The sequence below is a fragment of the Streptomyces sp. NBC_00287 genome (assembly GCF_036173105.1).
GTDB lineage: Bacteria > Actinomycetota > Actinomycetes > Streptomycetales > Streptomycetaceae > Streptomyces.
Genome location: NZ_CP108053.1, coordinates 8,500,345 through 8,524,473, shown reverse-complemented (window position 1 = coordinate 8,524,473; position 24,129 = coordinate 8,500,345). Strand labels below are relative to the sequence as shown.

19 protein-coding genes are annotated in these 24,129 nt (G+C 70.1%); 10 read left to right on the top strand and 9 right to left on the bottom strand.

Going from position 1 to position 24,129, the window contains the following annotated elements; translation table 11 throughout:
• Positions 1-6 precede the first annotated feature (6 nt).
• Positions 7-4,866 carry a DNA repair ATPase gene (locus tag OHT76_RS38745; protein WP_328875548.1) on the top strand — a complete coding sequence of 1,620 codons (4,860 nt, stop codon included), beginning with the start codon at positions 7-9 and terminating at the stop codon, positions 4,864-4,866.
• 17 nt (positions 4,867-4,883) lie between these two features.
• Here the strand turns inward: OHT76_RS38745 and OHT76_RS38740 are convergent, their stop codons facing one another.
• Positions 4,884-6,824, bottom strand: a complete 1,941-nt coding sequence (locus tag OHT76_RS38740; protein ID WP_328875547.1) for a potassium channel family protein — start codon at positions 6,822-6,824, stop codon at positions 4,884-4,886.
• A gap of 194 nt (positions 6,825-7,018) precedes the next feature.
• Between OHT76_RS38740 and OHT76_RS38735 the strand changes: the two genes are divergently transcribed.
• The 5 genes from OHT76_RS38735 (at position 7,019) to nhaA (ending at position 12,717) form a co-directional block, all read left to right on the top strand.
• Positions 7,019-8,398 carry a TrkH family potassium uptake protein gene (locus OHT76_RS38735; RefSeq protein ID WP_328875546.1) on the top strand — a complete coding sequence of 460 codons (1,380 nt, stop codon included), beginning with the start codon at positions 7,019-7,021 and terminating at the stop codon, positions 8,396-8,398.
• Positions 8,391-9,110 (top strand): potassium channel family protein, encoded by a 720-nt coding sequence (locus OHT76_RS38730; protein WP_328875545.1) that lies wholly within the window; start codon positions 8,391-8,393, stop codon positions 9,108-9,110. Before OHT76_RS38735 ends, OHT76_RS38730 begins: the two co-directional genes overlap by 8 nt.
• Positions 9,111-9,159: 49 nt before the next feature.
• On the top strand, positions 9,160-9,312 hold the full coding sequence (locus tag OHT76_RS38725; RefSeq protein ID WP_328875544.1) for a hypothetical protein: 153 nt from the start codon (positions 9,160-9,162) through the stop codon (positions 9,310-9,312).
• Between the two features lie 316 nt (positions 9,313-9,628).
• Positions 9,629-11,161 (top strand): alanine/glycine:cation symporter family protein, encoded by a 1,533-nt coding sequence (locus tag OHT76_RS38720; protein ID WP_328875543.1) that lies wholly within the window; start codon positions 9,629-9,631, stop codon positions 11,159-11,161.
• A gap of 257 nt (positions 11,162-11,418) precedes the next feature.
• Complete coding sequence (gene nhaA / locus OHT76_RS38715) at positions 11,419-12,717, top strand: Na+/H+ antiporter NhaA (RefSeq protein WP_328876728.1); 1,299 nt, start codon at positions 11,419-11,421, stop codon at positions 12,715-12,717.
• Between the two features lie 236 nt (positions 12,718-12,953).
• Here nhaA and OHT76_RS38710 read toward each other — a convergent pair whose 3' ends face one another.
• The 4 genes from OHT76_RS38710 to OHT76_RS38695 form a co-directional block, all read right to left on the bottom strand.
• The gene (locus OHT76_RS38710) at positions 12,954-13,820 is read right to left on the bottom strand and encodes a universal stress protein (protein ID WP_328875542.1); all 867 of its coding nucleotides are present in this window, start codon (positions 13,818-13,820) and stop codon (positions 12,954-12,956) included.
• Positions 13,821-13,854: 34 nt separating this feature from the next.
• Complete coding sequence (locus tag OHT76_RS38705) at positions 13,855-14,328, bottom strand: Hsp20/alpha crystallin family protein (RefSeq protein ID WP_328875541.1); 474 nt, start codon at positions 14,326-14,328, stop codon at positions 13,855-13,857.
• 146 nt (positions 14,329-14,474) lie between these two features.
• Positions 14,475-15,032 (bottom strand): RNA polymerase sigma factor, encoded by a 558-nt coding sequence (locus OHT76_RS38700; protein ID WP_328875540.1) that lies wholly within the window; start codon positions 15,030-15,032, stop codon positions 14,475-14,477.
• On the bottom strand, positions 15,032-16,285 hold the full coding sequence (locus OHT76_RS38695; RefSeq protein ID WP_328875539.1) for a serine/threonine-protein kinase: 1,254 nt from the start codon (positions 16,283-16,285) through the stop codon (positions 15,032-15,034). The genes OHT76_RS38700 and OHT76_RS38695 overlap by 1 nt, the downstream gene beginning before the upstream one ends.
• A gap of 330 nt (positions 16,286-16,615) precedes the next feature.
• Here OHT76_RS38695 and OHT76_RS38690 point away from each other — a divergent pair, with 330 nt between their 5' ends.
• Positions 16,616-16,981, top strand: a complete 366-nt coding sequence (locus OHT76_RS38690) for a hypothetical protein (protein WP_328875538.1) — start codon at positions 16,616-16,618, stop codon at positions 16,979-16,981.
• 13 nt (positions 16,982-16,994) lie between these two features.
• Here OHT76_RS38690 and OHT76_RS38685 read toward each other — a convergent pair whose 3' ends face one another.
• The 3 genes from OHT76_RS38685 to OHT76_RS38675 all read right to left on the bottom strand — a co-directional run bounded on the left by OHT76_RS38685 (position 16,995) and on the right by OHT76_RS38675 (position 19,730).
• The gene (locus tag OHT76_RS38685; protein ID WP_328875537.1) at positions 16,995-17,642 is read right to left on the bottom strand and encodes an HAD-IA family hydrolase; all 648 of its coding nucleotides are present in this window, start codon (positions 17,640-17,642) and stop codon (positions 16,995-16,997) included.
• Positions 17,639-18,541 carry a universal stress protein gene (locus OHT76_RS38680; RefSeq protein ID WP_328875536.1) on the bottom strand — a complete coding sequence of 301 codons (903 nt, stop codon included), beginning with the start codon at positions 18,539-18,541 and terminating at the stop codon, positions 17,639-17,641. The genes OHT76_RS38685 and OHT76_RS38680 overlap by 4 nt, the downstream gene beginning before the upstream one ends.
• A 118-nt stretch (positions 18,542-18,659) precedes the next feature.
• Entirely contained in the window at positions 18,660-19,730 is a 1,071-nt protein-coding gene (locus tag OHT76_RS38675) for a hypothetical protein (protein ID WP_328875535.1), read from the bottom strand.
• A gap of 212 nt (positions 19,731-19,942) precedes the next feature.
• Here OHT76_RS38675 and OHT76_RS38670 point away from each other — a divergent pair, with 212 nt between their 5' ends.
• Positions 19,943-22,249, top strand: coding sequence for a molybdopterin cofactor-binding domain-containing protein (locus OHT76_RS38670; RefSeq protein ID WP_328876727.1), 2,307 nt, complete (start codon positions 19,943-19,945; stop codon positions 22,247-22,249).
• 36 nt (positions 22,250-22,285) lie between these two features.
• Entirely contained in the window at positions 22,286-22,762 is a 477-nt protein-coding gene (locus OHT76_RS38665) for a (2Fe-2S)-binding protein (protein WP_328875534.1), read from the top strand.
• A 21-nt stretch (positions 22,763-22,783) separates the two neighbouring features.
• Here the strand turns inward: OHT76_RS38665 and OHT76_RS38660 are convergent, their stop codons facing one another.
• Positions 22,784-23,671, bottom strand: coding sequence for an NAD(P)-dependent oxidoreductase (locus OHT76_RS38660; RefSeq protein ID WP_328875533.1), 888 nt, complete (start codon positions 23,669-23,671; stop codon positions 22,784-22,786).
• A 50-nt stretch (positions 23,672-23,721) separates the two neighbouring features.
• Here OHT76_RS38660 and OHT76_RS38655 point away from each other — a divergent pair, with 50 nt between their 5' ends.
• Positions 23,722-24,129, top strand: coding sequence for a MerR family transcriptional regulator (locus OHT76_RS38655; protein ID WP_328875532.1), 408 nt, complete (start codon positions 23,722-23,724; stop codon positions 24,127-24,129).

The window sequence follows — 24,129 nt, the reverse complement described above, 5'->3', positions numbered from 1 at the left end:
GGACCCATGACCACCGGCCTGGACACAAGCACGTACGAGGTGCTGCGCGACCGGCTCACCGCGCAGGGCGCCGAACTCGCCCGCCGTGCCGAGGCGCTCAACGTCCGCCGCACCGAGGAGTTCGGCTCGACGCGGCTCGAACTCGCCGGCACCGAGCGGCTGCGCACCGAGCACAACTGCGTGCCCCGCGATATCGTCGCCGTCGGTGACGTGCTGCTCTTCGGCCACAACGTCTTCCTCGGTCTGAAGCCGGAGACGACCATCGGCGACGTCTTCGCACTGCACGACCGCGACCTGAACCGACTGCCCGACGACGCTGTACCCGGGCTGCTCGACGACCCGGCCTTTCGGCGGGAGTTCACCGCGCTCTACCGCTATTACCGCCAGGCCCACCTGCTGCAACTCCGCCGCGTCGACGGAAAGCTGTTGGCCGTCTTCCAGATCGGCGAGAAGGCCGAGGACATCCGCGTCCTGCGCTGGACCCTGTCCGACGACGGGCAAGCCCGCTTCCTCGACGCCCGCGGCGAACGCGACCACGTCTTCCCGCCCTCCCACGATTTCGAGTGGCGTGCGACGACCCGCGAGGACCACGTCCTCGGCCGGTACCCGCACGTGTCCGTCGAGGGCGAGATCTTCGTCGAAACGGTGGGTGGCACGCTCACCGTCAAGGTGGAGGACAACACCGAGACGGGCGAGGGCATCTACGCCGAGCCGGTGGACGAGCCGCTGCAGTCCCTCGCCGACGCCGATATCGCGCACGCGCGCGTGGGCGCCCTGATCCTGATGCGGATCCGCCCCTACAAGGAGGACGCTCACCGCTACCTGGTCTTCAACACCCTCACCAGGACCGTCGTCCGCCTCGACGGCATCGGGCAAGCGTGCCGACGCCTGCCCGAAGACCAGGGCATCGTGTTTCCCGGTGGCTACTGCCTGGCCACGGGGACGCACAAGACCTTCGATGCCGTCGACACCGGGGACCTGGAGTTCGAGCGCGTGGTCCGCTCCCCGAACGGCGAGGACGTGCTGTTCGCCTTCCACGCGCGTGCGGAAGGCCGCAGCCTGCTGCTGCCGTACAACATGATCCGCAAAGAGGTCAGCACCCCGCTGTCCTGCCACGGCTGGGCGCTCTTCGGCGACGGCTCGCTCGTCGTGCTCCGCGCCGACAGCGACGAGCCGCAGCGTGTGCATCCCGTGCAGCGGTGGAAATCCCCGTACGTCTCCGACACCCAGGCCGCCGCCCAGCCCGTCGGCAGCGGCCCGCTCGCCCGTGTCGGCAACGCCGACCTCGTCCGCGGCATCTCCGACTGCCTGTCCCTCACCCGGGCTGTTGCCGAGACGACCCCGACGACCGAGGTGTACGCGGCACTGGTCGCCGCATGCGTCCGGACGGCGGACTCCTATCACTGGCTGGCCGAGTCCGAACTCGGTGATCTGCACACGCCGTTGGAGCAGGTCCGGGCCACGGCCGAGCAGGTGCTGGCCGAGTTCGAGACCGTCCAGGCCCTCACCCGGCAAGCCGCCGACGCGCTCGCCGAGGCCGCCGCGCGCGTCGCGACGATCGTACGACGGTTGCGCGGCGAGGCCCCTCGGGACGCCGCGGCCTGGGTCGCCGGGCTGACCGAACTCCGCCACGCCCAGGGACACTTGCTGACTCTCAAGGACCTGCGGTATGCGGACACCGACCGTGTCGACGAACTCGCCACAGGCGTCGATGCCGACCTCGCCACCCTCGGGCAGCGGGCCGTCACCCACCTCGCCCGTGAGGACGCCTTCGCCGACCATCAGGCCGATGTCGAGCGGCTCGTCGGCGACGCCGAAGCGATCTCCACGGTCGCCGAGGCCGCGCCCGTCGCCGCTCGTCTCGACGAACTCGCCGGCGGACTGCACACCGTCACCGAGGTCGTCGCCGGACTCGACATCGGCGATGCCACCGTCCGTACGTCCATCCTGGAGCGGATTGCAGAGGTCCTGGGCGGCGTCAACCGCGCTCGCGCCACGCTCGACAGTCGCAGCCGCGCCCTGCTCGACCGCGAGGGACGCGCCGAGTTCGCCGCCGAGTTCACGCTGCTCGGCCAGGCGGTGACCGGCGCGCTCGCAGCCGCCGACACTCCGGAGACATGCGACGAACAACTCGCCCGCGTACTCCTGCAGTTGGAGAATCTGGAGTCCCGGTTCGCCGAGTTCGACGACTTCCTCGACGGACTCGCGGACAAGCGTGACGAGGTCCACGAGGCGTTCTCCGCTCGCAAGCAGACCCTCGCCGACACCCGCGCCCGGCGGGCCGAACGACTCGCTGATTCGGCAGCCCGTGTCCTTCGGACAGTGGCCCGGCGTGCGGCCACGCTCGCCGACGCGGACGCCGTTGCCACGTACTTCACCTCCGACCCGATGACCTCCAAGGTCCGCCGTGTCGCGGACGAGCTCCGTGAGCTCGGTGACCAGGTGAGGGCGGAGGAGCTGGAGGGCCGGCTGAAGTCCGCCCGTCAAGAGGCTCTTCGCTCCCTGCGCGACCGTAATGACCTGTACACCGACGACGGCCGCACGATCCGCCTCGGCAACCATCGTTTCGCCGTCAATTCCCAGCCCCTCGACCTCACCCTGGTCCCGCACGGCGACGGCCTCGCCTTCGCGCTGACCGGCACGGACTACCGTTCACCCGTCGCCGATCCCGACTTCGCCGCCACCCGCCCGTACTGGGATCGCCCCCTGCCGTCGGAGTCGCCCGAGGTCTACCGCGCCGAGCACCTCGCGGCCCGCCTCCTGGACGAGCACGGCCCGGCGCCACTGGCCGAGGCCGACCTGCCCGCCCTGGTCCGCCAGGCAGCGGAGGCGGCGCATGACGAGGGATACGAGCGCGGGGTCCACGACCACGACGCGGTACTGATCCTCACGGCTCTCCTGCGCCTGCACGAGGGCGCGGCCCTCCTGCGCCACGAGCCGGCGGCCCGGGCCATGGCTCAGCTCTTCTGGGCGCACGGAACGACCGCCGACGAGCGCGCCTCGTGGACCCGCCGTGCGGTGTCTCTCGCCCGCGCCCGGGAGACGTTCGGGCTCGCCCCGGCGATCACCGACTTCCAGAGGGAACTGGCGGAGGCGATGGGCGACCAGGCCGAAGCGCGCGCCCCCGCCTACCTCTTCGAGGAGCTGACCAGCGGCCCAGAGGGCTTCCTCATCAGCACCCACGCGCGCACACTGCTCGACAAGTTCCGGCGTACCGTCGGAACTTCGGCCTACGACGACGATCTCGCCGCCCTCAGTGGCCTGCCCGCCCGCAAGCAGCTCGTCGAAGCGTGGCTGTCCTCGTACACCTCCGCCACCGGCCTGGACATCGCCCCCGGCGACCTGGCCGAGGCGGTGGCCGCCGAGCTCTGCCCGGACCTGGCCCGCTACGAGTCCGAGGCACCGCTCACCCAAACCGTGCAGGGACTGCTCGGCACCCACCCGCGCATCAACGACAGTACGCTCACGATCCGCATCGATGAACTCCTCGAACGAACACGGGCCTTCCGTGCCCACCACGTGCCCGAGCACCGCGCCTATCAGCGCCGCCGCACCGCGCTGGTGGCCGCCGAGCGCGCCCGGATCCGCCTGGACGAGTACCGGCCGCGGGTGATGTCCGCGTTCGTGCGCAGCAGGCTCATCGACGAGGTGTACCTCCCGCTGGTCGGTGACAGCCTCGCCAAGCAGCTCGGCACCACCGGCGAGTCGAAGCGCACCGACACCGGCGGCCTGCTCCTGCTCATCTCACCGCCGGGCTACGGCAAGACGACGCTCATGGAGTACGTCGCCGACCGACTCGGCCTGCTCCTGGTCAAGGTCAACGGCCCGGCGCTGGGTCACACCGTCACCTCGCTCGACCCGGCCGAGGCTCCGAACGCCACTGCCCGCCGGGAGATCGAGAAGATCAATTTCGCGCTGGAGGCAGGCAACAACACCCTCCTCCACCTGGACGACATTCAGCACACCTCCCCCGAGCTGCTGCAGAAGTTCATCCCGCTGTGCGACGCCACCCGCCGTATCGAAGGCGTGTGGAACGGCGAACCGCGCACCTACGACCTGCGCGGCAAACGGTTCGCGGTCTGCATGGCCGGCAACCCCTACACCGAGTCCGGCACCCGCTTCCGCGTACCCGACATGCTCGCCAACCGCGCCGACGTGTGGAACCTCGGCGACGTCCTGACCGGCAAGGAGGACTCCTTCGCCCTCAGCTTCATCGAGAACGCCCTCACGGCAAGCCCGGTCCTCGCGCCGCTCGCCGGCCGCGACCGCGCCGACCTGGACCTGCTGATCCGTCTCGCACAGGGCGACTCGACGGCCCGCGGTGACCGGCTGAGCCACCCCTTTTCCACCGCTGAACTGGAGCGGATCCTTGCCGTCCTGCGCCACCTGCTGACGACCCGCGAGACGGTCCTGGCGGTGAACGCCGCGTACATCGCCTCGGCAGCCCAGTCCGACGCCGCTCGGACGGAACCGCCCTTCCAACTCCAGGGCTCCTACCGCAACATGAACAAGATCGTCCAGCGCGTCCAGCCGGTCATGAACGACGCCGAGCTGGCGGCCCTGATCGACGACCACTACTCGGCCGAGGCCCAGACCCTCACCACCGGTGCCGAAGCCAACCTCCTGAAACTGGCCGAACTGTGCGGCACGCTCACCACGGAACAGGCGGCGCGCTGGTCCGAGTTGAAAGCGGCCTACGTGCGCACGCAAACCCTCGGCGGCCCAGAGAGTGACCCCCTCACCCGCGCCGTCGCCGCCCTCGGTCTCCTCGCGGACCGGGTCTCCGCCGTCGAGTCGGCGATCACCCGGGCCGCCGATCCGCGCCACCTGATGGCCAACCCCGCCGCTCGCCACCGAGCGCCATGAATCATCCCCCAGCAGCCCTACGGCGCGGCATGGTGCGGACGTGGATGGCGGCCGAGGAGTTCGGCGAGGCCCTGACGGGTGGCGGCCAACACGACCCGGTCCTCGGGCCGCAGGACGTATCCGGGATGCAGCTCCCAGACCAGAGCAGGAGGCTGTTCGTCACCGTCGGCCGGATGGGCCGCCGCGAGGTCGGGGCGGCGGTCGGCGGGGGCTGCGGCGTCCAGGGCCAGGATGCGCCAGGCCCCGGGACGGAAGGCTTCGGCCACGGTACGGCCCTCCAGCTGTGGGTGCCCCGCGACCACAACAGCGGCGAAAAGGAGAACCTTGCGCTCGACGGGGATGGCGCCGAGGATCTGACGGCCCATCATCGCGCCGGCGAATGCGGGGGCCGCGAGGCTGGAGACGCTGCGGCTGCGGGTGAGAGCGTGCGGGTGGGCGGCACGCAGGGTGCGGTAGACCGCGGTGGCGAAGTCGTCGTCGTACAGGCGCAGGGCGACACGCAGATCCGGCTCGACCGAGCGGGCGTACAGGGCGGCTTCGAGATTGATGGTGTCGTTGCTGGTGAGGGCGAGCAGGGCATGCGCGCGATGGATCTTCGCGGACTCCAGGACGCCCTCCTCGGTGACGTCTCCGATGACGGTAGGGATACCGAGGCGTCGGGCGACCGGAACACCGCGCGCCTCGGGATCCAGCTCCACACAGACGACCGGGATGTCGAGCTCCTTCAACCGGCCCAGCACGCGCGTCCCGACCTTGCCGAGGCCGAGCAGGACGACGTGGCCGGACAGGCCACGCGGTGGGCGGCGCAGGGCGGAGGCGCTACGGAAGGTGCCCAGCCCCTCCAGTACGGCAGCGGTCATCACCGGCAGCAGCAACAACCCGGCCAAACCGGAGAGGAGTTGGATGATCTGACGGCTGAGGGGTTCACCGATCGCCGGATCGTCGATGGCGAACAGGTCGAGCAGCGTGAGGTATGCGGCGGGCACGGGGTCTTCCCCTGTGGTCAGCCAGGAAGCGACAGCAAGGCCCAGGACGCAGGCGATCAGGCCGAACAGCGACCAGCGCAGCCGCCGTGAGAACAACTGACCGAGAGAGGCACCCCGGTTGGCCAGCCGTCCCGGCGGCAGTACGGGCCCGGTGTAGGAGACGGCTTCCAGCACCACCGTCCCGCGCCCGGCGGCGGCAGTCACCGCGTCCCCGTCCGGTAGCAGTTGGGGCCCTTCGGCGCCACTGCGGTCCGAACCCTCCGTCCCCGCAGGGTCGTTGTCGGTGGCCGACAGCAGAGCCAGTGTGCACAGGCCTGGGTCGGTGACGCCGCCACGTCCGGGCGGGGTGCGCTCCACGGCCCGCAGCAGCAGCCCGTCCGCCTGGACGACCTTGCTGGTACCCGCGACCGCGGTGGCGGCCAGCGCCGGGGCGGCCGTGTCCGCATCGGAGAGGACGGTCGTGGAGGTGTCCAGGGCCACGGGGTCCAGCCCTGCCACGGCTGCGGCCTGGTCCAGGAGTTCCTCCAGGTGCTGGCCGAGCTTGCGGTTGTACAGCCGGATGACCAGCCGCACCTGCGGATTGAGACGCCGGGCGGTCAACGCCGTACGGATGTTCACCTCGTCGTCCCCGTGCACGAGCGCGACCGCTGCGGCCCGCGCCACCCCGGCGGCGGCCAGCACCTCGCCGGTAACCTCCTGCGCCTCCACCACGTGCCAGTTGTCGACGACATCCGGGGCGGTGTCCGCGGTACGCGTCATCGCCGATGACACCCGGTCGAGCAGCGCCGATGCCCGCGCCCGCCCGGTCGGCGTCGGCGTCGCCCCGGCCCGGCTGGGGGCGACGAGTGTCACCCGCTCGCGGTAGACCTCGCGCAACTCGTCGGCCAGCCGATGGCCCAGGCCGTCATCACCACAGACGATCATGTGCCCGTTGCGGAAGTCGGGCGGCAGCTGGCGCGGCAGGGAAGACATGAAGATCACCCTGCCGTAGACCGGCGGTTGATTCCATCTTTCGGTGCCCCCGGCGCTGGAACCGGTATCCGGCCGGTGTGCCGGGACGGTCTTGGGGGCTGTCTCGCCGTGCTCGCAGGTATGGTGCGGCCGGGATCTTGACGTAAACGGACGAGGACTACGGCCGTCAGGGCAGACGGGGAAGGGAGCAGCGGGTGGCGGGACTGATGACGCGGGCGCGGTCGATGCCGTCGAAATTGGCGACGCATCCCGCTCGCGCGGTCGTCGTCGCCTTCGCCGCCGTCGTTCTCGCCGGTGCGGTGTTGCTGGCACTCCCGCTCGCATCCGAGGAACGGGCGGCGTCCGGATTCCTGACCGCGCTGTTCACGTCAACCTCCGCTGTGTGTGTCACCGGTCTGGCCGTCGTGGACACGGGGACGTACTGGAGCGGCTTCGGTGAGGGCGTCATTCTCGCCCTGATCCAGGTCGGCGGCTTCGGCATCATGACGATGGCGTCGCTGCTGGCGCTGCTGGTGTCAGGGCGCCTGCGGCTGCGGATGCAGCTGACGGCGCAGGCGGAGACGAAGAGCCTCGGCATCGGGGACGTGCGCCGGGTGCTGCTCGGGGTCGCGGGCACCACGCTGATCGTCGAGCTCGGGGTGAGCGCGATGCTCGCCCTGCGCTTTCGGTACGGGTACGGCGAGAGCATCGGAGACTCGGCGTACCTGGGCTACTTCCACGCCGTGTCGGCCTTCAACAACGCCGGATTCGGGCTGCGCGCCGACAACGTCACCCGCTACGCCTCGGACGCATGGGTCATACTGCCGGTCGCCGTCGCCGTGATCCTGGGCGGTATCGGCTTCCCCGTCCTGCTGGAGCTGTTGCGCCACCGCAACCGGCGGCGCACGACCGGACGGCGCAACTGGACCCTGCACAGCAAGCTCACCCTGATCACCACCGCCGTACTGCTGGTCACCGGCACCCTGCTGACCTGCCTGCTGGAGTGGAACAACGCCGGCACCCTCGGCCCGCACTCGACGGCGGGCAAGATCCTCAATGGCTTCTTCCACTCCGCGATGTCACGCACGGCCGGCTTCAATGCCGTCGACGTCGGTGCGATGCACGCCTCCACGCTGCTGATGACCTGCGTGCTGATGTTCATCGGCGGCGGGAGCGCCGGAACCGCGGGCGGCATCAAGGTGACCACCTTCGCGGTCCTGCTCGCCGCGATCATCGCCGAGGTGCGCGGCGAGCCCAACTCCGCGATCCTGGGCCGCCGCCTCGCCCCGCATGTGCTGCGCCAGGCGCTGACCGTGGCCCTGCTCGCCATCGGCCTGGTCATCGCCTCGACGCTCCTCCTGCTCACGCTCATGGAGGAGCGGTTGGAGGCGGTGCTGTTCGAGGTGGTGTCCGCGTTCGCCACAGTGGGCCTGTCCACCGGCATCACCGCGGATGTTCCGGCAGCCGGCCAACTGCTGCTGATCGGGCTGATGTTCGTCGGCCGCCTCGGCCCCATCACACTGGTCTCGGCCCTCGCTCTGCGCGAGCGCACCCGCCGCTACGAACTGCCCGAGGAGCGACCCGTCATTGGTTGACTATCTGCACTCCCTGCGCCAACGGCGCCGCAAGCGCGGCACGGAGTCCCATGCCCCCGGCGGGGACCAGCGGGTCGCCGTCATCGGCCTCGGCCGTTTCGGCTACTCCCTCGCCAACGAGCTGATGCGGCGCGGCTGGGACGTCCTGGGCATCGACACCGATCCCCGCCTGGTGCAGAAGTACAGCGACGACCTCACCCACGCCGCCGTCGCCGACTGCACCGACCCCGAAGCCCTGCGCCAACTCGGCGTCCACGAGTTCACCAGCACCGTCGTCGCCATCGGCACGGACGTCGAGGCCAGCATCCTGGTCAGCACCAACCTGCTGGACGCCAAGGTGCCCAACATCTGGGCCAAGGCCATCAGCCGCCAGCACGGCCAGATCCTCGAACGCCTCGGCGTTACGCACGTCGTCCTTCCCGAGCACGAGATGGGCGAACGCGTCGCCCACCTCGTCACCGGCCGCATGCTCGACTTCATCGAGTTCGACGACGACTACGCCCTGGTGAAGACCGTCGCCCCGGACATCGCCACCGGCATCCCACTCGGCCAGAGCCGGGTCCGCAGCAAGTACGGGATCACGGTCGTCGGCATCAAACGCCCCGGCGAGGACTTCACCTACGCCACCGCCGAAACCGTCGTCCGCAAGGGCGACGTCATCGTCGTCACCGGCAAGACCCACGCGGTGGAGGCCTTCGCCGAGCTCAGCTGAGCCTGCGGGACGTTGCGTGGGCCGTTGTTTCGCCGGTGCGTTCCTTCTCATGGCCGCACTGAGCGATGCCGACGGACGGTCGGGGCCGACCGTCGCCCTGACGGCCCTGTGCGTGTTCGCAGTACTGCTGGGCCTGCCCGCCCGCTTCACGACCATCACCGTGCCCCCGCCCCCCGCAACAGCCGAGATAGGTGTCCGATGAACGGACTCCCGTTCCTGGATAACGGTCCGATCTCGCTTGCTGGCACTTTCAGAGATTACTGAGAGCAATGTGAAACAGATCACTAAAGGATCCGTAAAGGCGTGGTAGAACAACCCAACTCCGCAGGTGGCCCCACCCCTCGCCGCCGCGTGGAGCGTCGGCGCACAAGCCGGCTGCACGACCAGGGTGATCACGTTCCGAAATCCGCGGACACGTCACACCCGGGTCGCCGATCGGACAACGGCGTTCGCTCACACACCGCACTTCTTACCGGCGCAGGCCCATGCGCCGGTCCCGCGCCACCGAGGTAGCCACAGTGTCACTCGACTCCATCACCACATCCGTCGACGAAGCAGTCAGCGGATTCTTCGAGCCCATCGCCACCTGGCTCGGGGAAGTCGTCTTCTACTCCGTCCCTGTCGGAGGCACGGACCTTCCCCTCATCGTCGCCTGGCTCGTCGTCGCCGGTCTGGTCTTCACCGGCTGGTTCGGATTCGTGCAGGTCCGCAAGTTCAGACTCGCCTTCGACGTAGTGCGCGGGAAGTACGACGAGAAGGGGTCGGCCGGCGAGGTCAACCACTTCCAGGCGCTGACCGCCGCTGTCTCCGGCACGGTCGGGCTCGGCAACATCGCCGGTGTGGCCGTCGCCGTCTCCATCGGTGGCCCGGGTGCCACGTTCTGGATGATCCTGTGCGGCCTGCTCGGCATGGCCACCAAGTTCGTCGAGGTCACCCTCGGCGTGAAGTACCGCGAGGTGCACGCCGACGGCACGGTCTCCGGCGGGCCGATGCACTACCTGCCCAAGGGCCTCGCCGAGCGTTTCGGCAAGAACGGCGCCAAGCTCGGCAAGGTGCTCGCCGTCCTCGCCTCGATCATGGTCCTCTTCTTCGGCCTGTTCGGCGGCAACCTGTTCCAGACCAACCAGAGCTACGCGCAGGTCGCCTCGACCTTCGGCGGCGAGGACGGCTTCCTGGCCTCCTCCGCAGGTGCCGTCCTCTTCGGCCTGGTCGTCGCCGCGCTGGTCGGTGTCGTGCTGCTCGGCGGCATCCGCTCCATCGCCTCGGTCACCAGCCGGCTGGTCCCCGCGATGGCCGGTATCTACATCGTGGCCTGCCTGGTCGTCATTCTGGTCAACGTCACCCACGTGCCGGACGCCTTCCAGACCATCCTGCAGGGCGCCTTCGAGGCCGACGGCGTCGCGGGCGGTGTGATCGGTGCCCTGATCATCGGTTTCCAGCGCGCCGCGTTCTCCAACGAGGCCGGTCTGGGCTCCGCCCCGATCGCCCACTCCGCGGTCAAGACCAACCACCCCGCGAGCGAGGGTCTGGTCGCCCTGCTGGAGCCGTTCATCGACACGGTCGTCATCTGCACCATGACCGCGCTGACCATCGTCATCGCCAACCCGGCCAGCTGGGGCGAGGCCCGCGCCGGCGAGAGCATCGGCGGCGTCACCATCACCTCCGACGCCTTCGAGACCGTGCTGCCCTGGTTCCCGACCGTGCTCACCGTCGCGGTGCTGCTGTTCGCCTTCTCCACGATCCTGACCTGGGGCTACTACGGCCTCAAGGCCTGGTCGTACCTGTTCGGCAAGAGCAGGACCAGCGAGACCGTCTTCAAGGTCGTCTGGAGCCTGTTCGTGGTCGTGGGCGCCCTGATGTCCCTCGACTCGCTGATCAGCCTCGCGGACTCGGCGCTCTTCCTGCTGTCCGTCTTCAACATCATCGGCCTGTACCTGCTCGCCCCGGTCGTCAAGCGCGAACTCAACTCCTTCCTGGAGTTCGTCCGCGCCCGCAAGGCCGGCGAGATCGAGGAGGACGATGACCAGGAGCCGGTGAAGACCACCGTCTGACCGCCCCCGCGGCCCGGCTTCTGAGCGGGCCCGTGCACACCTCGCGCCTTGGTGTGCACGGGCCCGCTCGTCGTACCTTCTCCTCGCATTTCAGCAGGTGAAAGGGCATCTGGCGGTATACAGAGGTGGCCAGTTAGGGTGTTAGGAACGCGTCAGGGTCAGCCCTTGAGGGGCTGCGGCGGACGCGCGGTGTGCCGGGAAGTCTGGTCGGCGTCAGGGGCCCGTATGCCCTCATCCCGATCCCGGAGGTCTTCCCGATGGCTGCCGCCCCGCGCGAGCGTTCCCCCTTCCTCGGTCTACTGCCGCTGCCCGAACGCACGGCCGTGGCCCAGGCGTTGAGGACGGAAACGGTCGGCGGGCTGGTTCTGCTGGCGGCAACCGTGGTCGCGCTGGTGTGGGCGAACAGTCCCTGGTCCGGCACCTACGAGCGCATACGCGATGTCCACTTCGGCATACCGGCGCTCGGTCTTGACCTCTCCCTCGGGCACTGGACCGCCGACGGCCTGCTCACCCTCTTCTTCCTGATCGCCGGCATCGAGCTCAAGCGTGAACTGACCGTCGGCGAACTCCGTACCCCCGCCACCGCTGCCCTGCCGGTCATCGCCGCCTTCTCGGGCATGATCGTCCCCGCCGTGTGCTACGCCGTCACCGCCTCGGCAGGAGGCGGCAGCCTCGACGGCTGGGCCGTTCCCATGGCCACTGACATCGCCTTCGCCCTGGCCGTGCTCGCGGTACTCAGCACCCACCTGCCCGCAGCGCTCCGCGCCTTCCTGCTCACCCTCGCCGTCGTCGACGACCTCGGCGGCATCCTCGTCATCGCCGTCTTCTTCACCAGCGACCTGAACCTCGCAGCTCTCGCGGGAGCGTTCGCGGGCCTTGTCGTCTTCTACCTGCTCCAGCGGCTCCGCGTCCGCGGCTGGTGGTGGTACGCCCCGCTCGGGATCGCGATCTGGGCGCTGATGTACAACGGCGGCATCCACGCCACCGTCGCCGGTGTGGCGATGGGTCTCATCCTGCGCACCGTCCGCGACAAGGACGAGGACCTCTCCCCCGGCGAACGCACCTCGCACCTCCTGCACCCGGTCTCGGCAGGCGTCGCCGTACCCCTCTTCGCCCTGTTCGCCGCCGGTGTCGGCGTCTCGGCGGCCTCACTGGGCGACGTGTTCACCCGGCCGGAACCGCTCGGCGTGGTCCTGGGCCTCGTCGTCGGCAAAGCCCTCGGCATCTTCGTCGGAACCTACCTGGCCGCACGCTTCACCCGCGCCCGGCTCAACCCCGAGCTGGCTTGGGCGGACGTCTTCGCCCTGTCGGCGCTGGCCGGCATCGGCTTCACCGTCGCCCTGCTGATCGGCGAACTCGCCTTCCCCGACCCGGCCGCCGCCCAGCCCGTCAAGGCCGCGGTCCTTGTCGGTTCGCTGACCGCGGCAGGGCTCGCCGCGATATTGATCAAGCGCCGCAACGGGATCTACCGCCGCCTGTACGAGGAGGAGACCCGCGACGAGGACCACGACGGCATCCCCGACATCTACCAGCGAACCACCGCCACCGAAGGCTGAGACGGACGGAGGCGGGCGACGTGCCGCCCTCGTCGACAGGCCTCGTGCGGAGGGTCTTGGAGCCGTGCGCGGTGAAATGTGTGCGCAGACCTGCTCGCGGTAGCCGACTCCACGCAGCACTTCATCGACTGTTTGACGTTGAGGGTGTATGGAAGTCCTGCACCACGAGCCGAGCCGAGTGGGCGGGTGCGCCGACCCACGCCCACGTCGACGGGCACGGCCCCGCCGGACGCCGTTCACCGGCCCACGGGCACGACGGCCACGGGGCAGCTCGCGTGGTGCAGTACGGCGTGGACCACGCTGCCCAGATGCAGACCGAGCCGGCCCTCGGCGGGGTGACGTGGCAGCACCACGAGGCCGGCCCGGGTCGATGCGTCCACCAGGGCGGCGGCGGGCGAGTCGGCGATCAGCTCGGTGTCCACTTGCACCTTCGGATACTCGGCGACAGGGCGTGCGGCATGGTTCAGCAACTGCGCGTGGGCCTGCCGCTCCTCGTCCAGATTGGTGACCTGCGGTACCGCGAGGCCGGCATGGACGAGTGGCGTCCAGGCATGGACCAGACGCACTCCCCCAGAGGGGGGACCCCCAGCGCGCAGCTCCGCCTCGGCGAGCGCGAATCGTACGGCTTCCTCGTCCCGGTAATCGCGTACGCCGACCACGATGCCGTCGGCCTTCCCCGTGTCCCCGCGCACCACCACGACCGGCCGGTCGGCATGGGCGGCGACTTTCCGGCTCACCGAGCCCAGCAGCAGTCCGGCGAAACCACCGCGCCCACGCGTGCCGACGACCACCATGCCGGCACCCCCGGACGCGTTCAGCAGTGCCTCCGCGGGATCGTCCCGGACGAGCTCGGTCTCGATCGGCACCCCGGGACGGGCGTCACCGAGCCTGGCCCGGGCATCGTCCAGCACACCGGCGGCGGCCTCCAGCACTCGCTCCGTCGGGCCCTCCCCATCCACACCCCGGCCGACCGCGTGGACGACCTTCAACGCGCAGCCGCGCAGCTCCGCTTCCTCGGCCGCCCAGTCCGCGGCGAGCCACGAGTACGACGTGTCGTCGATCCCGACGAGGACGGCCTCGGCCGGATCGCCTCCAGTCACCATGAGTCTTCGCTCCGTCCTTCTCCAGGGTCTCGCGTTACCCCTTGCCTCCGATGGAGATCCTGCGCCGCTTGGGCGCGCCGGACTTCGGCAGCCGGACCGTCAGGATGCCGTCGGTGAGCTCGGCCTCGACCTTCTCCGCGTCCACCCCGCTGGGCAGACTCGTGCGGTAGAAGAACCGTCCGGCCCGCCGCGAGAGCACCCGGCCCTGCTGCTCCTCGGTCAGTTCGCCGGAGATCTGCAGTTCGTGATCGTCTACGTCCACGGAGATGTTCTCGCGCGGTATGCCGGGCAGTTCCGCCCGGACGACGTAGGCGTCGTCGGTCTCGTCCTCCTCGACCGCGGGCACCCACCCGCTCCCCCATACCGGGGCCGCCCCGCCTTCGAAGGCGTGCGTCATGTCCCGCCACAGGTTCTCGAACTCAGTGAACGGATTCCACTCCCCCAGCCCCCAGGGCGGGCGGCGACGCTGCTCCGGAGGACCGCCGCCTCGGCGCATCGGCTGATTCACGACGCACCTCCATGCTCGCTCTCGTCCCAACCTGCTACGAGTATCCGCAGCGGGCCGTGCCACACCTTCTCCGGCGGGTGAAGAACAGGCCAGGGGACGTTACCCGGAGTAATGCGCCACATCGTGCCGTGCGCCCACCTGCCGCCTCAGCACCAGGCGCAGGCCAGCTCCGTACGTGGCCCGCCGGGCTCCGGCCGGGAGGCGAGGCAGTCGGCGACCAGCCATGCTGCGCGGTCTGCCGCGGCCCGCGCGGACACGGCGGTGGTGCCGAGCACGCGGGCGGCTGCCGCGTCGTCGAGCCGGACGACTTCGCGCAGCAGCAGGGCCTCCGATAGATCGGACGGCAGCGCCGTCAGGGCGCGCCGGAGGTCATCGGTGTCGGTCCCGGCCGGGCGGACCTGCTGCGGATGGTCCTCGACCTGACGTCGGGCGAGGGACATGACCCAGACGCGGAAGTCGGTGCCGTCGCCATGAAAGGAGAACACGCCTTGGGCGATCTCTTGCCACACGGCCGTAGCCGCCGCTGTCGCTTCGTCACGTCCCAGCCGGGCGGTCAGGTAGCCCAACAGCGGGGAATACAGGGCGCGATAGAGGGTCCTGAAGGCATCCTCGCTCCCGCGACGCGCGTCCGCCACGGCGGCAGCGAGACCGCCTGTGTCGTACGGCACGCCGTGCCGCTCTCCCACGTCGCTGCCACTCGACATCAGTCGTCTTCGTCCTCGCGCGCTTCCTCAGCGGCTTCCCTCTGTTCCTCTTCCTGCCGCTTCTGTTCCTCCCGTTCCTCCTTGCGCTCTTCCTGGTCGTAGTCGTCGTCGATCACTGGTCCGGAGGACGCCGACGTCGGCGGCGCGGTCGTGGGACTCTCCACCTCCGGCGAGGAGGTGGCGGCCGGGGGCGTGTTCACGGGATTCGGTGCGGCGCCGTCGCCGTCGTCCGATGTGAGCGCCGCGCCAACGGCCGCCGAGACCGCGAACACGATGACCCCACCGACAGCGAGCAGGGCCCTCGGAGACGGGCCGGACCGCCGGGCGGCACGTGACCGACGTACCGCCGCGAGACCTTCCGTCCGGGGTAGCGGCGCAGCCGGCGGCGGCCCAGCCGGGGACGACGCTTGCTGCTGCGGGCCGGGCGGTACCGGCAGGCTGGACAGCCAGGCGGCGGCCTCGTCGGCGGTGGGGCGCTGGGTGGGGTCCTTGGCCAGCAGACGTATGGCGTAGTCGGCGAGCGGGCCGGGTACTTCCGGGCGCAGCCGGGTGGGCGGAACCGGGGTGGCGTCGACGTGCTGATGGACCACGGCCAGAGAGGTCGCCCCGGTGAACGGCGGTCGGCCGGTGAGCAGTTCGTACAGTACGCAGCCGAGGGAGTACACGTCCGATGCGGGTTGGGCGGGGCGGCCCAGGGCCCGCTCGGGGGCCAGATAGGCGGCGGAGCCGACGATCTGGCCGGTGGCGGTGAGCGTGCCGGCGGCCTCGTCGGCGAAGCGGGCGATCCCGAAGTCGGTGATCTTCACCGAACGGTCGGCGGCCAGCATCACGTTGGCGGGCTTGATGTCCCGGTGGATCACGCCCTGGCGGTGGGCGGCGCCCAGGCCGGCCGCCATCTGCGCCACCATCCCCGCCGCCTCTTGCGGGGGCAGGGTGCCGCGCAGGGATTTCTCCTGGGCCAGGGTCCAGCCGTCGACGAGTTCCATGACGAGGTAGAGCCGGCCGTCTTGAGAGCCGAAGTCGTAAACACCCACCACGTGGGGGTGGTTGAGGCGGGCGGCGGTCTGGGCCTCCAAGCGGAAGCGCTCGGCATCGGTGGCCGAGACCTGCTCCAGTCCGTCCGTGTGCAGAAGCTTCACCGCGACCGGCCGACCGAGGACCTCGTCGGCGGCACGCCATACCTCGCCCATCGCACCGCGGCCCAACGGTTCGTCGAGCCGGTACCGATCCGCCACGAGCACGTGCACACTCACTTTTCCCCCGAGAACAGCATGGCTCAACGCGGCCGAAAATCATGCGCTTTGAACACACTCACGCCGATGTGTGCCCAGCGTACAGAAGCATGCCGAAGGCCTCGGGTGCACCCATCCACTACAGCGCACCGGCCGGTGCAGATGTCACACCCGGCCGCCGGGCCACCGGCCGCGCCCAGAGTTGCGGGAAGATCACATCACGTGGACACCCCGCACACAACCGCGCACGGGCTGTATAGGCTGCGAGCGACCCGCCGCCCTCCCCCACCAGCCGGTCTGCCCAGCCCGGCTGTCCGCGTCGTCGGGATAAACCCGTACAGGAGGAGGGGCGTGAGCACGACGCCGCCGAACAGGCCCACCACGCAGCAGCTGGTGGAACACATCGCCCAGGTGGGCCGCGCGTTATGGGCAGCCACCCATCTCGGCAGCCCGGCCCCGGTGGTGGCCCAGCTCCGTGACCGCATGGACCACCCCCAACCCGGCGACCTTGTCATGGAGTTCGCGCCGTTCACCACCGGCGACTTCGACCCTGACAGCGTCGGCCGGCTCCTGGCGATCGAACGCCGGCCGGGCTGGCCCACCCGGTATGTGATCGAGCCGCTGCTGCAGCCCGGCAAGCAGCGCGACGGAATGGACCTGTCGCTCATCGCCCTGCCCGACCAACGCAGTTACGCCCGCTGGGCCGACGACGCCTGATCACCGGCCCGCCTCACGCCCGGGCGAAAGCGAGGATGCCAGGGACCGCTTCACGCAGGCTTCCGAAGTGACGGTGCACACCGGCCACCGCAGCGGCGGTGTTGACCCCCCACACCGTCATACCGGCCCGCAGCCCTGCCTCGATGCCGGACGGCGCGTCCTCGATGACCAAGCAGTCCTCGGGTTCGGCACCGAGCTGCTCGGCGGCCAGCAGGTAGGGCACGGGAGACGGCTTGCCCTCCTCCACAGTGGCGGCGTCGACGATGACGCGCGGGAGGGGCAGGCCCGTCCGGGCAAAACGCCCACGTACCCGGTGCTCGTAGTTCGAGGTCACCAGCGCCCAGGACGCGGTCGGAAGGGTGGCCAGCAGCTCCGACGCACCGTCGAAGGCCGCGTAGACGCCGGACCGGACGTCGTCGTCCTCCAGTTCGTGCAGCGCGGCCAGGCACTCCACCGGATCCTGGTCCGGAGCTACCTGCGCGAAGGTCTCCATCGGCCGCGTCCGCAGCGCCACCCGGTACACCTCGTCCGCGTCCAGCCGGTATCGCCCCGCCCACGTCTCCCAGACCCGCCGTTGATTGGCCACGGCGTCGATCAACGTACCGTCGACATCGAAGAGGACGTACTTCCTGGGGCTGGGCTGCACAAGCTCACTCGTCACGTCGTGATCATGCCAGGAGGCCCGCACGGAACCACCGCCACCGGACACGCGGCATGGTGCAGCACCGTGTGTCCCACCAGGCCGAGCTGCAGTCCGAGGTGGCCATGGCGCCGATGGGCCCCGATGACCAGGAGGTCGGCCGCCGACGACCGGGCCACCAGCGCATGGCGTGTGGAGCCCTCGACCAGCGCGCGGTGCACGATCACGTCGGAGTACTCCTCGGCAACGCTGTCCAACGCCTTGTCGAGCAGCTCCGCGGCATGCTCCTCCTCGGCGTGGGCGGGCTCCCCGGTCAGCAGCGGATGCGGTGCCGTCCGGTGTGCCGGGCGCCGCCAGGCCCGTACGGCCTCGATCTCGCACCCACGCACCGCGGCCTCCCGGAAGGCGTACCGGACCGCGGCGGCGGCCGTGGCTTCGCCGACGCCCAGGACGACGCGACCGTTGGCCGTCTGCCGGTTCTCCGCCCTGCCGCGTACGACGGCGACCGGGCAGGGGGCCCGGGCCGCGAGCGAGAGGCCGACCGAGCCCAGCAGGAGGTCCCTGATCGGGCCCCTGCCCCGTACCCCGGTCACGACGCCACTGGCGAGGCGCGCCTCGCGCAGCAGCGCCGACACGGGATCCTCCGGCAGTACGCCGGTGCTGATCTCCAGCGTCGACGCGCGCTGCCGGGCACGCTGGTCGGCGAGCCCCACGACACTCTCGGCGAGATCGTGCTCGGTCACTACGTCCGAGACGGCACCCGGGGTGTCTTCCAGGGCCGCCCCCTCGTACCGCTCCCACAGCGAGGCGTGGACGATCCGCAGCGGCAGTCCGTGACGCACCGCCGCGTCCACGGCCCAATCGACGGCATGGAGGCTGGGCTCCGAGCCGTCGACTCCCACGACCAAGGGCAACACCATGCTTCCCACCGCCTTCAGCGCCGGGACACTTCTTTCATTGTCCTACAGAGGCTCTCCGAGCACTCGCGATCCGTGGGTCGGGTCACCGTGAAGGTGGCGGGCCGGCGGCGAAAGCGGCCTAGTCGCCGCCCCCACCACCACCGCCGTCCCCGCCCCCGCCTCCGCCGTCGCTCCCACCGGAGTCCCCGCCGTCGCCGCCGTCCGCGCCCCAGCCGTCGGAGCCACCGGGTTCGTTGTCGTCCCGCCCCTGCCCGAGGTTGCTGTACCAGGCCCGGTCCCACCACTCGTCCAGGGCAATCGGCTCGATGCCGTGCCGGCGGCGGCGCTCTCGGCGAAATCGCGCAGCGCCCGTCGTGTCGCCGAATCCGAAGGCGACCGCGAAGAGGTGTGCCATGACCGCGTCCAGGGGGTCGGGGCTCTCGTGGTGTATGGGGGTCAGGGGCAGCAGGATCGTGCCGGGCTCGGGTTCCGGTCGGCCTCGGGGGCGGGTGAGCAGGGCGACCCGCGCTTCGTTGCGCAGCAGCCACGAACTCTTCGCGTTCTCGCGCCGCAACTCCCAGTGCTGTCCGCGCAGTCGAACCTCCACGCGGCTCTTGGACTTGCGCACCTTCCGCTTGATGAGGAGCTGCGCCGGATCGTTGCCGATGGTCAGGTGCAGCCCCTGGGACGGATCGGTGCCGGCCTCGCCCTGGAAGCCGTACGGCGCCCGAATCCGTACGACGGGAGCGTGCGGCCCCCATACGTCCACCCGCACCAGGCTCCGGTCCACGGCGACGGCGATCGGCCCGACCGGTCCCGGCGCGAACCGGCGCGCGATCCACAGCGGTACGCCCTCGGCGTGGGCCCTCGCCGCCAGCGCGGTCACCTGCTCCGGCCCGCCGCAGTGCCGGACCGCCAACTCCCCCAGGGTGCGGGCGAATTCGGCGACCTGTCGCACCTTCACGGGCTTGGTGGTGCCGGTGGCGCGGGTCACCGGGACGGCCCCGGGCCCGTCCGTCAGCCGCCCGAGCGGACGTTCCGCGCCGCCGCCTCCGAGCCAGTACCCGCGCAGGAACGCGTCGGCCATGGCACCGAGGTTCAGCTCGCTGAGCGGCGTGGTCCTGCCGCCCCTGCGCAGCCCGTACTCGGTCAGCTCGACGGTACGCGCCAGCGGGTTCCACGACCGCTCGCCATAGAGCAACTGGCTCACCACAACCCCCATGCTTACGCGGTTCGACGGGGCATCCCCGCACACACAGAGTGTGACTGGCGCCTTGGCGGTTCCCGACGCGCCTGCTGATCCTCGCACTCTCCGTTGGGCGGCTCGCTGCGGCGGTCTGGACGTCCCGGGAAGCACCCCCTATGTTCGCCCCTGATCTTCCCGAGTCCGTGACCAGAGCACCGAGTTGGCTGGTGACCACATTGCGCAGCGACCGAACGACTCCCCAGGGATCAGACGCCCAGGCCGTCGGGCGGCGGCGGTTCCTCGGATACGTGCTCGCGGCGCCGACCCTCGTCGCCGCCGCCGAGCTCGGTGGTCCCGTACCGGAGGCCGAAGCCGCCGTCCCCTCGCCCGACATCACGGAACTGCTCGACCTCAACGACGTGTTGACCGCGGCAGCACTACCGACCGCGAACCTCATCACGGTCGAGGTCCACCCGGACGGAACCGTCTCATTCGCCTTGCCGCGGGCCGAGGTCGGGCAGGGCATCACCACGTCCACGGCCATGCTGATCGCCGAGGAGATGGACGTACCGCTGGACCGGGTGCGGGTCACGCTGGCCGATGCCCGCCCCGAGTTGCTGTTCAACCAGCTCACCGGCGCCTCGAACACGACCGTCTCGACCTACGTGCCGATCCGGGTCGCCGCCGCGGTCGCCCGGGGCCGGCTGCTTCAGGCCGCGGCGCTCGAACTCGGCGCGGTGGTCACCGATCTGACCCTCAAGGCCGGGGTCGTCACCGATCTCGTGGGCCGGAGTATCGGGATCGGTGAACTCGCCGAGAAGGCCGCGAGCGTACGGACCGAGCGGGTGTCCGTGGAGCTCAAGCCGCGCGAGGAGTTCACCGTCATCGGCACCCCGCGCGGCCGTATCGACGCGCTCGCCGCGGTGACCGGGCGCAAGCAGTTCACGATGGACCTCGATGTCCCGGACGCCAAGCCGACCATGGTGTGCCGTCCCCCGACCATCAACGGCAGGGTCGGGTCTGTCTCCAACCTCGATGAGGTCCGCGCGATGCCCGGCGTCACCGATGCCGTCGCGATCTCCACCGGGGTGGCCGTACGGGCGGAGACCTTCGGTCAGTGCATCGACGCCGTGCGTGCCCTGCGTGTGGCGTGGCGGGCCGGTACCGCGGAGGGGCAGTCCGATGAGTCGGTGCTGGAGGACCTGAGACGCGCCGAACTGCCGCTGGGCCTACCGCCGTTGACGCCGAGCGTGGAAGGGAAGTTCACTTTCCACTTCCGTGGCAACAGCGCGCTGGAGCCCAACTGCGCGATAGCCGACGTGCGTTCCGACCGTGCGGAGATCTGGGCGTCCCTGAAGTCACCGATCGTCGCCCAGCAGACGATCGCCGCCAAGCTCGGGCTACCGCCCCACGCGGTCAAGGTGCATGTCACCCAGGGCGGCGGCTCCTTCGGGCGCAAGCTCTTCTTCGACGCCGCGCTGGAAGCCGCGGAGATCTCCCAGAAGCTCCACAAACCGGTCAAGCTCATGTGGCATCGCGCCGACGACTGCCGCCAGGGGCGCACCCACCCCATGGCCACCTCGCGGGTGCGAGTCGCCTACCTCGGCGGCACCGTGCTCAGTTACCAGCAGCGGCACACCGGTGTCTCCACCGACTTCGGCCATGGGCTCGGCGAGGTCTTCACCGCGCTGGCGGCGAGGCTGCCTGTGGGCGACATCGGATTCTCCGAGACGTTCTTCCAGCTCTCCCAGTCGATGCCTTACGACTTCGGCGCCGGCACCCGGCTGCTGAACGAGACGAACAAGAGCTTCAACACGGGCAGCATGCGCAACGTCTACTCCCCCGACGCCACCTGCGCCCGCGAGCTCATCGTCGATCAGCTCGCGGCGAAGATGGGCAAGGACCCGTTCCGGTTCCGGCGCGATTTCCTGCGCGACGACCGCGCCCGGGCCGTTCTGGAGAAGGTCGCCGAGGTCGGGAACTGGGGCCGGACCATGCCGGGCGGGACGGCGCAGGGCATCGCCTTCCACTCCGAGTACCACTCCGTCAGCGCCGCACTGGTAGAGCTCGACTGCCGCCCGGAGACCGTCGACCGTCCCATCCGGGACGGGGTTGCCGGGCCTCGTGTCACCAAAGCCGTGTTCGCCGTGGACGTCGGTCTCGCCGTCAACCCGCGTGGTCTGGAAGCGCAGATGATGGGCTGCGTCATGGACGGCATCGCGCTGGCCCTGACGTCCAGCCTGCACCTGCGTGACGGCCACTTCCTGGAAGCCAGTTGGGACAACTACTTCTACACCCGGCAGTGGAACACGCCGCCCGAGCTGGAGATCATCGTCATGCCGACGACCACCGGGGAGCCCGGCGGGGCAGGCGAGTTGGGCGTGGCGGCCTCCATGGCCGCGGTCGCCTGCGCGTACGGCCGTGCCACCGGCACGATGCCCACCCGCTTCCCGATCAACCACGGCACCCTGTCCTTCACTCCCAAACCGACCGTCCCGCCGATCCCGCCCTCCCCCACCGACGGCCTTGACCACGCCCGGTGAACGCTGACTGCTGACCGCTGACTTCCGAGGAGCCCCGTGCCCGAGCACACTTTCCGCCTCAACGGCGAGCAGGTCACCGTCGAAGTCGCCGACGACGTACGGCTGTTGTGGGTCCTGCGCGACATCCTGGGCGTCACAGGGCCCAAGTACGGCTGCGGCATCAACGTCTGCAAGGCCTGCACCAGTCACCTCAACGGCAAGGCCGTGAACCCGTGCGCGATCCCGGTGGGGGACCTGGATCCGACGGACGAGGTCACCACCATCGAGGGCCTCCCTGCCACGGTCGGCGCGGACCTCCACCCCATGCAACAGGCGTGGCTCGACCAGGACGTGGCCCAGTGCGGCTACTGCCAACCGGGCCAGATCATGGCCGCCGTAGCGCTGGTGCGCCGAGCCGCGGAGGAGGGCCGCGAGATCACCGACGCGGACCTCGACGGGATCCGCAACGTGTGCCGGTGCGGGACGTACTTCCGCATCCGGGAGGCGATCAGGGCGGGGGCCGAGAGGATGTGATCACGAACAGACCGCCGTCGGTCACGCGTCGCTGGGCTTGCTGAACTCTTCGATCAGCACGGGATACTGCTCTCCCCCGTGTCCAGCGGCGATCGAGCGGTCGGCCATCGCCTTGAGCAGCCTGGGCAGTTCGGCGTTGACGCCCGCCGCCTCGCTCTCCTCGATCAGGTGTGTCATCGCCCGCGCGTCGGTCTCCAGGGCCGATACCTCGGCCGGGAAGGAGCCGCTGTCGATCTGCTGGGCGTAGCCGGGCAGCCACTCGGCCACACCGACAGCGATCTGCCGCGCGAACGGCGCATACGTGGCGGCGTCGACACCGGCGGTCCTGAGCAGGGCGGTGCCCTGGAGCCAGGCGTTGAGGATGCTCCACATCATGGCGAGGCCTGCCACGTCGTAGAGGGACGCCAGCCCATGGTCCGCACCGAGGTAGGTGACGGTGCCGAGCGCGTCGAGCGTGGACTTGTGCGCCTCGAAGTCCGACTGCTGCCCGCTGTGCAGGATCACGGCCTCGGCGGTCCCGATCGCCGGCGGGACGGCCATGATGGCGCCGTCCAGGTAGCGGGCGCCCCGCTGGTCGGCCCATCGGGCGGCCTCCCGGGCCTGGGCCGAGTCGCCCGAGGTCAGGTTGATCAACGTCGTGCCGTCCAGCTCGACATCGCTCGCGTCGCCGAGCAGCTTGTGCATGGCCGGGTAGTCGGTGACGCAGATGATCGTCAGGGAACCTGCCTTGAGCGCGTCGCCCACCGTGGGCGCCAGCCGCGCCCCCTTGGCCACCAACGGGTCGGCCTTGGAAGCCGTACGGTTCCACACGGTGGTGGGATGCCCGGCGTTCAAGAAGGCGCCGGCGAGCGCCTGACCCATCAGTCCAAGTCCGATGACAGTCACGGGTGTTTCGGATTTGTTGTTCATGGCAGCATCGTCAACGTTGATACCGGTCTGAAGGTCAAGTGAGGTTTTCGATGCGGATCGGCGAACTGAGTCGTCGTACGGGCGTCAACGCCCATCAGTTGCGTTACTACGAGGCCCAGGGCCTGCTGGAGGCGGACCGCGGCGCGAACGGCTACCGCGAGTACGACGAGAGCGCCGTGCTGCGGGTGAAGCAGATCCGGCACCTGTTGGGCGCCGGTTTATCGTCGGAGGACATCGCGTACCTGCTGCCCTGCGCGGTCGGTGAGGCCCCGGAACTCCCCGGATGTCCCGAGCTGTTGGCGGCGATGCGGTCACGGCTGCGACGACTGGACGACCGGATGGCCAGACTCGCTCAGTCCCGTGACGCTCTCGCCGACTACATCGACGCGGCCGAGCGCATGGGCAGCGAGAGCTATCCACCCTTTGACGACGCCGAGTTGGAGCCCGTCCCCGCCTGA

Coding starts and splice junctions, on each gene's coding strand:
- OHT76_RS38745 (WP_328875548.1), top strand. CDS start 7: ATGACCACCGGCCTGGACACAAGCACGTACGAGGTGCTGCGCGACCGG.
- OHT76_RS38740 (WP_328875547.1), bottom strand. CDS start 6,824: ATGTCTTCCCTGCCGCGCCAGCTGCCGCCCGACTTCCGCAACGGGCAC.
- OHT76_RS38725 (WP_328875544.1), top strand. CDS start 9,160: ATGGCCGCACTGAGCGATGCCGACGGACGGTCGGGGCCGACCGTCGCC.
- nhaA (WP_328876728.1), top strand. CDS start 11,419: ATGGCTGCCGCCCCGCGCGAGCGTTCCCCCTTCCTCGGTCTACTGCCG.
- OHT76_RS38710 (WP_328875542.1), bottom strand. CDS start 13,820: ATGGTGACTGGAGGCGATCCGGCCGAGGCCGTCCTCGTCGGGATCGAC.
- OHT76_RS38700 (WP_328875540.1), bottom strand. CDS start 15,032: ATGTCGAGTGGCAGCGACGTGGGAGAGCGGCACGGCGTGCCGTACGAC.
- OHT76_RS38680 (WP_328875536.1), bottom strand. CDS start 18,541: ATGGTGTTGCCCTTGGTCGTGGGAGTCGACGGCTCGGAGCCCAGCCTC.
- OHT76_RS38660 (WP_328875533.1), bottom strand. CDS start 23,671: ATGAACAACAAATCCGAAACACCCGTGACTGTCATCGGACTTGGACTG.
- OHT76_RS38655 (WP_328875532.1), top strand. CDS start 23,722: ATGCGGATCGGCGAACTGAGTCGTCGTACGGGCGTCAACGCCCATCAG.